Origin of the sequence: Photobacterium sp. OFAV2-7 (genome assembly GCF_022347985.1) — a bacterium.
In the GTDB taxonomy this organism is placed as follows: domain Bacteria; phylum Pseudomonadota; class Gammaproteobacteria; order Enterobacterales; family Vibrionaceae; genus Photobacterium.
Genome location: NZ_JAKRFQ010000089.1, coordinates 1 through 9,793, shown reverse-complemented (window position 1 = coordinate 9,793; position 9,793 = coordinate 1). Strand labels below are relative to the sequence as shown.

Here is a 9,793-nt window from a genome sequence, read left to right as displayed (position 1 = left end):
GGATGCAGAGCTACCGTCTGGCCTATGACATCCAGACCGGCTCCTCGCAGTTTTCAGAACACCTCGACCAGTTTGAACAGTCACTCTTCTCGCCATCAATGGCCGCCCTGGAGCACTGGACTGTCCCGACCGATATCAAAGTCCACTACTACAATCTCATCGGCCGGTGGGAAAACCTGCATCCCTTGCTCAATGACGGCGAAAAGCACCTTTTTCTCAACGAAGTTGCCAACTTTGTCGACAGAATCGACCGATTTGTCTTCGAGCTGCAAGAATTTTCCGTTATCAAACTTCAGGTACTTTCCATCGCTGGCGGGATAGGACTCAGCCTGATCCTGATTGTCGCGCTGTTTACCATCCACTTCACCCAGCGGAAAGTCGTCTCGCCGCTCAACCAACTGGTTGCCGCCAGCGAACAGGTCCAGAACGGTCGCTTTGATGTCAATCTTGATGTCAAAAGTGACAATGAGCTCGGCATTCTGTCCGGTACTTTCTCGAAAATGGCCTCGGAGCTCGGCAAGCTGTACCGGGATCTGGAAAAGTCGGTGGATGAGAAAACCCGTCGCCTGCGCCATGCCAACGAGTCGTTGCAGGTGCTCTATAACTGTTCCCAGGAACTCTCTGTCAGCCGCCTGTCATCACAGAATTTCTCGGCGATGCTCGATACCCTGATTGAAATCGAAGGGCTGACGGCAACCAAGCTGGTCATCGACGAAAACAACGGCATCAATACCGAGATAACAACAGGTAAACCATCAGAGCAACAGCAGTGGCACTACCAGGATCTAGAGCTGGATGGCCAGGTACTCGGCCAGCTGTGGTGGCAATATACCCTGCCCTGCCCGGACAAAAACTTGATCGACAACATCGCCCGCACTCTAGCCCGGGGGATTTACTACAACCGGGCCCAGAAACAGGCAGAACAATTATTACTGATGGAAGAACGGGCAACCATTGCCCGCGAGCTTCACGATTCGCTGGCCCAGTCATTGTCTTATCTTAAAATTCAGATCACACTGCTTAAAAGGCAGCTCGGCAAGAACGAGACCGAGAGTGCCATGCAGATCATATCGGATATCGATAGCGGCCTGTCTGGTGCCTATACCCAGTTGCGGGAGTTACTCAGCACCTTCAGGCTAACAATCAAAGAAGCGAATTTTGGCGAAGCTTTAGTAGAGATGCTCAAGCCGCTTGATGAGCAAACAGATGCTATGCTCATTGTAGACAACAACTTATCGTCGTTGAATTTAGATGCACACCATCAGGTACACTTGCTGCAGTTAATCAGGGAAGCCGTACTCAACGCAATCAAGCATGCAGAAGCAGACGAGATCATCGTTTCCTGTAATCAGGACGGCGAACACGTTAACATCAAGATCAACGACGACGGAGAGGGCTTTGACCCTGCCAACGAAAAACTCAATCACTATGGTCTGGCGATAATGACAGAGCGGGCATCACGCCTGAATGGTGAACTGACAATTAATACAACCCAAGGCTCCGGCTGTGAGGTCGCCTTGAGCTTTTCGCTTGAGTCTTAAGGATTATAACTATGACATGTTGGAAGATAATGATTGTGGACGATCACCCGCTAATGCGACGGGGGATCAGCCAATTACTTAGTTTTGAACCAGATTTTGAAATTGTAGGTGAAGCCAGCAACGGTGCCGATGCTGTTTTACTGGCCAGCGAAAAAGAACCCGATCTTATTCTGCTCGACCTGAACATGAAGGGCATGTCCGGGCTCGATACACTGAACGCCATGCGGGCCGAAGGGATCCACGCCAGCATCGTTGTTCTCACCGTTTCCGACAGCCGCTCAGATGTCAAGGCGCTGATCCAGGCCGGTGCCGACGGCTACCTGCTCAAAGATACCGAGCCGGAGCAGCTGATTGAACTGCTAAAACAAGCACTGTGCGGCGGCAAGGCCTACAGTGATCTGGTACGTGAATATCTGGAAGACAATTCAGAGCAAGACTCGTTGTTAAACTCACTAACAGATCGGGAAATGCAAATATTGAAAGAAGTGGCAAAAGGGTATCGCAACAAGCAGATCGCCGACTCGCTATATATTTCAGAAGCGACAGTCAAAGTGCATATGAAAAGTCTGCTGAAAAAACTGCAGGTGAAATCACGTACGGCAGCGACTGTCTTATATCTTGAGTATCAAGGCCAGTAGTGCGGTTTTGGCGGTGTATCAGTCTAAGCCTGTTACTGCTAACAGGCTGTGAAACAACGCACCTTCACACGCATAGTGAAAACGTACGCATACGCTGGAATGCAACCACTCTACTGGAAACATGTACCGATAAAGGAACCGTTATCGGATCAGAAGGGCGTTGGTATTCATATTTGTTTATCAGCAACCGGGCACTGACAAAGGGTGCCCTGAACGATTTGAAAAACCAAGCCGCTCAGCGTGGTGCCAATACCGTGGATCTTTATCACCCACAAGCTTTCGGCACCTCGGTTACACTATTGGGCAATGCCTACGATTGCCCCTAGCTATAGCCAGCGGTTTCAGATTTTTAACTGAAAGTAAGACATGATAATAATCCGCAGAATAGCGGTTTATTATTAGCTGGAAACGGATGTAATGATGTCCTGCTCTCTCGCTTCAACCCACTGCAAGTCAAACGGTCCCCAGTCACTTAATTGGTAATAGCCATCATTATGGCGCTTACCATCCTGTATAAATGCTAACTCAATGCCAAAACCCGGCAGGGCTTTTAATACATCCTGAATAGTACGACGCGGCCAGCCAGTAATTTCAATGAGTTTAGGAACATTAGGGCGTTCAAGCTGTTCAACAAGAAGCGCTAAATAAAGACGACGGGCAAAAACCGGATTCAATTCCATTGAGACCTCCATAATTTTGAGGCTTCATTATTCCGACTTTGGCGAATTGGATGTTGAGTTTGATCAAGGAGCTATTAGATTTATGGTCACTACAAGTACAATTCAGTGACCAAGTTCTCAAATATTGCGTAATTTCAGCCAGATAACGGTGCCTTCATTTCGCTAACAAACTTTTTATTTTCAACAAGTTGTAACAAAATTGTTCCGACTGGGTTCGATTCATCCTGAACATAGCTAGAACAGCAAAGGCACCATGACTGTATCCCTAGTTCACTAGAAGGTATATCCGGCCGATACCATAACGATCCAAGGATCGATGTCAGTTTTCACAGACTGCTGCGCACCGTCCGCCTTGAAGTTCACATCAGTACCGATATCAGCGTACCAGACAGAAGCGCCCAGGAACCAATCATCTTTTAGCTGATAATCAATACCGACGTTTGCCGCCAGCCCCCAGGAATCATCCAGTGACAAGTCACTCAACTTGGCATTCTTACCAGTCGAGTTAAATTCTTCATTAAAGAAAGTAGTGTAGTTAAGACCGGCACCGACGTAAGGGCGCCACTTACTAGTGCTCTCCATAAAGTAATACTGAAGCATCAGCGTTGGCGGCAAGTGCTCGACTTCGGCAATATCGCCAAGGCCATTTAATGACACCTTATGGCTAAACGGTGTCGCCGCGAGAAGTTCGACACTGATGTTGTCGGTAACCATGTAACCAAATGTCAGGCCAAGCTGAATATTCGAATCGATACCAAACTCGCCCAGCGAGCCCAGTACGTTATCACTGCTTTCATTAGGCATCACGGAGGCAGCACCTGCACGTACCAGAAAATCACCTTTCTTGTGGGCCAGCGCCTGAGGGGCAACGGATAAAGTAGCGAGTACAGCTAAAGCACAAACAGTCTTTTTCATTATTATTGACTCCATTCCTTTTGAATCCCGGCTGAGGGATATTGGGCTTTCTGTTAAGAACGGAGCAGAATGTAACCACTTTGAAACAAAGGGTTATTGATTGAAATCAATTTACAAAAATTAACAACAACAATTAACTTTTGATACAGATCAATAACCCCAAAGAGGGATTTTTCCTAACACGTTTTTCTCCGCAAAATGTTACTTTTGTGACACGTTATATGCATCATGCCTCGCAAAACTGCCAATTAATTAATGTGTTCACAAGAATTCACAGCACCAATAAAACACTTATTTTTCAATAACAAATAATCAGACCAGATCAGTCTTATCGGCTTATCCTGCTCATCCGTTCTACACTCAATACCATCAGCGCATTTGGTAATTGCCGCCTTAACTTATAGGTATTTGTTATGACCCCGGCATTTTGGTGCATCATAATCTCAATCCTGTTTAATTACTTTCTCGCAGGCGTCGGCGGCTGGTTAACGCTTCGTCAGACAGGAAAGTTTGATATTAACCAGCCTCGTATCCAGGAAAGAGAATTGACTGGTGCTGCTGCCAGGGTTAAGGCCGCGCAGGCCAACGGCTGGGAGATCACCCCGGTCTTTGCCTGCTGTGTGTTTATTGCCCACTTTGCCGGTGTACCCGAGGAGCAAGCCGCCCTCCCCGCCTACCTGTTTATCTTATCCCGTGCCCTTTACATGGTTTGCTATGCCTGCAAGCTCAGCCCGTGGCGAACCATCGTATTTGCTGTCGGGTTGGCAGCCTGTATCTGGCTGATCAAAATGGCTGTCACCTATGGCTAATTCCGTTGCGCAGGCTGGGTAATCTGGTTATAAAGGAAGGCTAATTCAAAACAAAAGTAAGTCAGCAACACTATGAGTACAGTTACATACGGCATTAAGAACTGCGATACCATCAAAAAAATGAAAAAATGGTTAGAGGCAGAAAACATCGAATACCGCTTTCACGACTACCGCACAGACGGCCTGGATCAAGCGATGCTGGAAACATTTGAAGCTCAGCTTGGCTGGGAAGCGATGGTGAACAAACGCGGTACGACCTACCGTCAGCTCAGTGACGAGCAAAAGGCCGGATTGAACCGTGAAAGCGCTCTTACCCTGATGCTGGAGTACCCGGCGATGATCAAGCGCCCGCTGCTTGTTCACAATGAATCCTACCACCTGGGGTTCAAGCCTTCGCAGTATCAGGAAATTTTCCAATCTTCACTTGCAGAAAAATAGTTAAGGATACAAGGATGTCAGATAGCCCGGTTATCGCCCTGGCGAAAGACTTTATCAGCCGAATTTCGGTCACCCCGGAAGATGCAGGCTGCCAGGACGTGATGATTGCACGTCTTGAAAAACTCGGCTTCAAGATCGAAACCATGGTCTTCGAAGACACCACCAACCTGTGGGCACGCCGGGGCACGGAAGCGCCACTGTTCGTCTTTGCCGGTCATACTGATGTTGTACCTGCCGGGCCGTCGGATCTCTGGCATACCCCGCCTTTCGAGCCGACAATCATTGATGGCTATCTTCACGGCCGCGGTGCCGCCGACATGAAGGGCTCACTGGCATGTATCGTCGTTGCGATCGAGCGGTTTCTTGCCGACAACCCGGACCACAAAGGGTCAATTGCCCTGCTGATTACCTCCGATGAGGAAGGGCCGTTTATCAACGGCACTACCCGGGTGATTGATACACTGGAAGCCCGCAACGAGAAAATCGACATGTGCATTGTCGGCGAGCCCTCCAGTACCCATGCCGTGGGTGACGTGGTCAAAAACGGCCGCCGAGGCTCGATCACCGGTGATGTGACGCTGAAAGGTACCCAGGGCCATGTTGCCTATCCGCACCTTGCCGACAACCCCGTTCACCGTGCGATGCCGGCGCTGGCAGAACTGGCAGCCACAACCTGGGACAACGGCAATGCCTATTTCCCGCCGACCAGCTTCCAGATCGCCAACCTGCATGCGGGTACCGGTGCCTCGAATGTCATTCCCGGCGAGTTTCATGTTCAGTTCAACTTCCGTTTCAGTACCGAGCTGACGGCAGACGACATCAAGCGCAAAGTGCACTCGGTGCTTGATGCCCACGGACTGGACTATGATCTGAAATGGACTTTCAGCGGCCATCCGTTCCTGACTGATCACGGTACGTTGCTCGATGCTGTTGTAGACGCCATCGAAGAAGTTAACCACAAGAAACCGGAACTGCTTACAACCGGCGGCACCTCAGACGGACGATTTATCGCCCGGACAGGCGCGCAGGTTATCGAGCTTGGACCGTGCAATGCCACCATTCATAAAGTGAATGAGTGTGTCAAAGTGGCCGATCTCGAAAAGCTCACCGATATGTACCAAAAAGTGTTGGAAAAAGTACTTTAATGACTAACCCAACCCCAGCCCGGCCGCTCAACGCCGGGCAACTTACCGGACAGGCCGACTCGCACCTTGTCGACCACCAGCAGCATTTGCTGCACCGGGATATGCTGCCGGCATTTCTCCGGCTCCAGCAGGCGGCAAATCAGGCAGGTTTTGACTTGCAGATTGCCAGTGCCTTTCGCTCCTTTGAGCGTCAGCTGCTGATTTGGAACAACAAATTCAGTGGCTACCGACCTCTATTGGATAGCAACAGCCAACCGCTTGATGCCAACCAGCTTTCGGAGCTGGAGAAAATCCATGCCATCATGCGCTGGTCGGCCCTTCCCGGAGCCAGCCGTCATCATTGGGGAACGGATATAGACATCTATGCGGCTAACTGCCTGCCCGAGGGAACCCGCCTCCAGCTTGAACCGTGGGAATACAATCAGGGCGGACACCAGGCGGCATTCAGTACCTGGCTTAATGAACACATTGACCAATTCGGCTTCTATCTGCCCTATGCCGAAGACCGTAACGGGGTCGCCGTCGAGCCATGGCACATCAGCTACTACCCTGTCAGTCAGCCACTGCTGACGCAACTTACGCCAGAGCTGCTCTACCACACACTTAACGCGAGCCAAATTGCTGGAAAGTCGCAGATTTTGTCAAACCTTGATAATCTTTATAGTAGGTATATAGAGAATATCTGCGAGGTCTAAATGGTGGAATGGCTACTCAACCCCTGGGTTATCAGCATCATAGTCGTCAGCGTTGTGGTCAGTAACATTGCGGCCTTGAAATACACCGCGAACATGAAGTTTGGCTACCGCGACAAAATCAAATACCTGCACGAGAAGCAAAAGCGCGAAGAGGCGCAGAAGGACGAAGAGAAAAAGGACGAGCAATCGTAAAGCTGTCGTGGAGAAAACGATGAAAAAAAGCGAGAGTCGATTCACTCTCGCTTTTTCGTCTTCTAGCAATCGCTTAGGAACGAACCAAGTAGTCGGCTACACCCACCCACTTATAACTGGTCAACTCTTCCAGCCCCATCGGGCCACGAGCATGAAGCTTCTGGGTCGAGACAGCAACCTCGGCCCCCAGACCAAACTGCGCACCGTCGGTAAAGCGCGTTGAGGCATTAACATATACCGCCGCCGAGCCAGCCGCATTGACGAACCGTTCTGCAGCATTGATGTCATTGGTCAGGATCGCATCAGAGTGGCTGGCATTATGCTTACGCATATGGGCGATGGCCTCATCAACCCCCTTGACCACTTTCACTCCCAAGGTAAAGCTCAACCACTCGGTATCAAAGTCACCGTCAGCCACTTTACGCAGCTCTGATGCCTTGCCTTCCAGCAATGCAAAGCTGGCTTCGTCCGCCACCAAAGCGACGTTCTTGTGGTTCATACGCTCGGCAAGACGAGGTAAAAACGCCTCGGCAATGTCTTCGCTGACCAGTAGCGTATCCAGCGCATTACAGGCAGAAGGACGCTGAACTTTTGAATTTTCCACCACATCAAGTGTCCGGGCCAAATCTGCTGTCTTGTCGACAAAGACATGGCTGATCCCGAAGCCGCCGATGATCACAGGGATAGTGCTGTTTTCCTTGCACATCTTGTGCAGACCAGCGCCACCGCGCGGAATAATCATATCGACATACTGATCGAGTTTGAGCAGCTGTGAAACCAGCTCGCGATCCGGTTTTTCAATATATTGCACCGATGCCGCCGGCAGGCCTGCTTTCTCGAGGGCTACCTGGATCACTTTCACCAACTCCATGTTGGAGTGGAAAGTTTCGCGGCCGCCACGCAAAATGCTGGCATTACCGGTTTTCAGGCAAAGCGCCGCAATATCAATTGTCACGTTCGGGCGCGCTTCATAGATCACCCCAACAACGCCCAGTGGGACGCGGCGGCGGCTAAGGCGCATGCCATTTTCCAGCACCTTGCTATCAAGCTCTGCCCCCACCGGATCATCAAGGCTGATCACATTGCGTACATCACCGGCAATACCGGCAAGACGCTCTTTGTTTAGCAGCAGGCGATCCACCAATGCATCTGTCATGCCTGCTTCACGAGCCGCAGCAATGTCTTTGGCATTCGCTGCCAGTATTACATCACTATTGGCTTCCAGTTCATCGGCAATGATCGCCAGCGCCTGATTTTTCTGCTTTGTTGCCGCAGTAGCAAGTTCAAAAGCTGCCTGTTGCGCAGCTTTACCCATAATCTCAAGATCCACACTCTTCCCCTATCATCAAAATATTGTCAGTACATCGCCATACACGATCAGATCACCACCAGATCATCGCGGTGTACGGCAACCGGACCGTATTCGTAGCCCAGGACCTGATAAATATCCTGACTGTGTTTTCCGGCAATCTTTGCCATATCTTTGCTTGAGTAACGACAGATGCCACGCGCCAACAACACACCCTTGGTATTAAAGATCCGGGTTACTTCTCCGCGCTCAAACTGTCCTTTGACTTCCGTAATACCTTTTGACAGCAAGCTGCTGCCACGTTGTTGTACCGCAATGGCCGCACCGTCATCGATCACTATATCCCCAGCCGGCGGAGGCCCTGCCAGGATCCAGCGCTTCCGGCTCTCCAGCGGTGATTCCAGCGGTAGAAAACGGGTTCCCACCGACTCTCCCCTGACCAGAGCAGAGATCACATCAGGTCGGCTGCCTGCAGCAATAATCACTTCAATACCAGCCCGGCGGGCAACATCGGCCGCCTGCAGCTTGGTCGCCATTCCGCCGGTACCCAAGCCACCCACACTACCGCCAGCTAACTTATGCAGTGTTTCATCGATAGTATGGACTTCGCGGATCAGTTCCGCATCTGGATTATTGCGCGGATCAGCGGTAAACAGCCCCGGCTGATCGGTCAGTAGCAGCAACTTGTCTGCACTAGCCAGAATACCGACCAATGCCGACAGGTTATCGTTATCACCGACTTTGATTTCAGTAGTTGCAACCGCATCATTCTCGTTCACAACCGGAATAATACCGTTATCCAGCAACGCCACGATCATATCGCGGGCATTGAGATAGCGCTCCCGGTCGTCAAGATCGGCCCGTGTCAGCAGCATCTGCCCGACATGCAGGCCATAGATACCAAACAGACTCTCCCACTCCTGAATCAAACGGCTTTGACCGACTGCTGCCAGCAGCTGCTTGCTCGCCATTGTTTTGGGAAGCTCGGGGTATCCCAGGTGCTCACGGCCTGCTGCAATCGCACCAGACGTCACCATGATGACCTTGTGTCCCTGACGGCGCAGCGATGCGCACTGTCGAACCAGTTCCACCATATGGGCACGATCCAGCTGCAACGTTCCGCCGGTCAATACGCTGGTGCCCAGCTTGACGACGATAGTCTGAGATTGTCTAACCGCCGGGGTCTCTGTAGAAGAGTGAGCACCCACGAGGTCCTGCTCTGTAGCGTTCGAATGTTTAGTATCTGCCATTGGGATTAAACAATTGTGATGAATAAATTTATATTCAGATGTTTTATCAATCCCCTTGCTAGATCACAAGAAAAATGCGCTATAAAAGCGCATTATTCTTTCATCTGACTACAGATAATCTGTTTGATGCACAATCAGGCAACCGTGCCCAGCTCTGCTTCCTCAAGACCGCTAGCTGCAG

At 50.5% G+C, this 9,793-nt stretch carries 12 protein-coding genes; 8 read left to right on the top strand and 4 right to left on the bottom strand.

The features are described 5' to 3' along the window. The 3 genes from narQ to MHN01_RS07855 all read left to right on the top strand — a co-directional run. Positions 1-1,541 (top strand): nitrate/nitrite two-component system sensor histidine kinase NarQ (gene narQ / locus MHN01_RS07865; protein ID WP_239410821.1); only part of this gene is annotated, 1,541 nt, incomplete at its 5' end. Positions 1,542-1,552: 11 nt separating this feature from the next. Then, positions 1,553-2,179, top strand: a complete 627-nt coding sequence (locus MHN01_RS07860) for a response regulator (RefSeq protein ID WP_160657904.1) — start codon at positions 1,553-1,555, stop codon at positions 2,177-2,179. Next, positions 2,179-2,505 (top strand): DUF4156 domain-containing protein, encoded by a 327-nt coding sequence (locus MHN01_RS07855; RefSeq protein ID WP_239410820.1) that lies wholly within the window; start codon positions 2,179-2,181, stop codon positions 2,503-2,505. Before MHN01_RS07860 ends, MHN01_RS07855 begins: the two co-directional genes overlap by 1 nt. A 72-nt stretch (positions 2,506-2,577) precedes the next feature. Here the strand turns inward: MHN01_RS07855 and MHN01_RS07850 are convergent, their stop codons facing one another. Together MHN01_RS07850 and ompW are read right to left on the bottom strand one after the other, a co-directional pair. Then, entirely contained in the window at positions 2,578-2,859 is a 282-nt protein-coding gene (locus MHN01_RS07850; protein WP_239410819.1) for a helix-turn-helix domain-containing protein, read from the bottom strand. 273 nt (positions 2,860-3,132) lie between these two features. Continuing rightward, entirely contained in the window at positions 3,133-3,774 is a 642-nt protein-coding gene (gene ompW, locus MHN01_RS07845; protein WP_239410817.1) for an outer membrane protein OmpW, read from the bottom strand. Positions 3,775-4,187: 413 nt separating this feature from the next. Here ompW and MHN01_RS07840 point away from each other — a divergent pair, with 413 nt between their 5' ends. The 5 genes from MHN01_RS07840 (at position 4,188) to MHN01_RS07820 (ending at position 7,053) form a co-directional block, all read left to right on the top strand. Continuing rightward, positions 4,188-4,583 carry an MAPEG family protein gene (locus MHN01_RS07840; RefSeq protein WP_239410815.1) on the top strand — a complete coding sequence of 132 codons (396 nt, stop codon included), beginning with the start codon at positions 4,188-4,190 and terminating at the stop codon, positions 4,581-4,583. 72 nt (positions 4,584-4,655) lie between these two features. Beyond that, complete coding sequence (locus MHN01_RS07835; RefSeq protein ID WP_239410814.1) at positions 4,656-5,021, top strand: ArsC family reductase; 366 nt, start codon at positions 4,656-4,658, stop codon at positions 5,019-5,021. Positions 5,022-5,035: 14 nt separating this feature from the next. Continuing rightward, positions 5,036-6,166, top strand: coding sequence for a succinyl-diaminopimelate desuccinylase (gene dapE, locus MHN01_RS07830; protein ID WP_239410812.1), 1,131 nt, complete (start codon positions 5,036-5,038; stop codon positions 6,164-6,166). Next, positions 6,166-6,861 carry a M15 family metallopeptidase gene (locus MHN01_RS07825; protein WP_239410810.1) on the top strand — a complete coding sequence of 232 codons (696 nt, stop codon included), beginning with the start codon at positions 6,166-6,168 and terminating at the stop codon, positions 6,859-6,861. Before dapE ends, MHN01_RS07825 begins: the two co-directional genes overlap by 1 nt. Next, positions 6,862-7,053, top strand: a complete 192-nt coding sequence (locus tag MHN01_RS07820) for a DUF2897 family protein (RefSeq protein WP_075763800.1) — start codon at positions 6,862-6,864, stop codon at positions 7,051-7,053. A 73-nt stretch (positions 7,054-7,126) separates the two neighbouring features. On the opposite strand, the gene MHN01_RS07815 is transcribed toward MHN01_RS07820, so the two are convergent. Together MHN01_RS07815 and proB are read right to left on the bottom strand one after the other, a co-directional pair. Next, positions 7,127-8,383: a glutamate-5-semialdehyde dehydrogenase gene (locus tag MHN01_RS07815; protein ID WP_239410808.1), complete on the bottom strand. Its 1,257-nt coding sequence runs from the start codon at positions 8,381-8,383 to the stop codon at positions 7,127-7,129. Between the two features lie 47 nt (positions 8,384-8,430). Beyond that, positions 8,431-9,612 carry a glutamate 5-kinase gene (proB, locus tag MHN01_RS07810; protein ID WP_239410807.1) on the bottom strand — a complete coding sequence of 394 codons (1,182 nt, stop codon included), beginning with the start codon at positions 9,610-9,612 and terminating at the stop codon, positions 8,431-8,433. Positions 9,613-9,793: the final 181 nt, after the last annotated feature.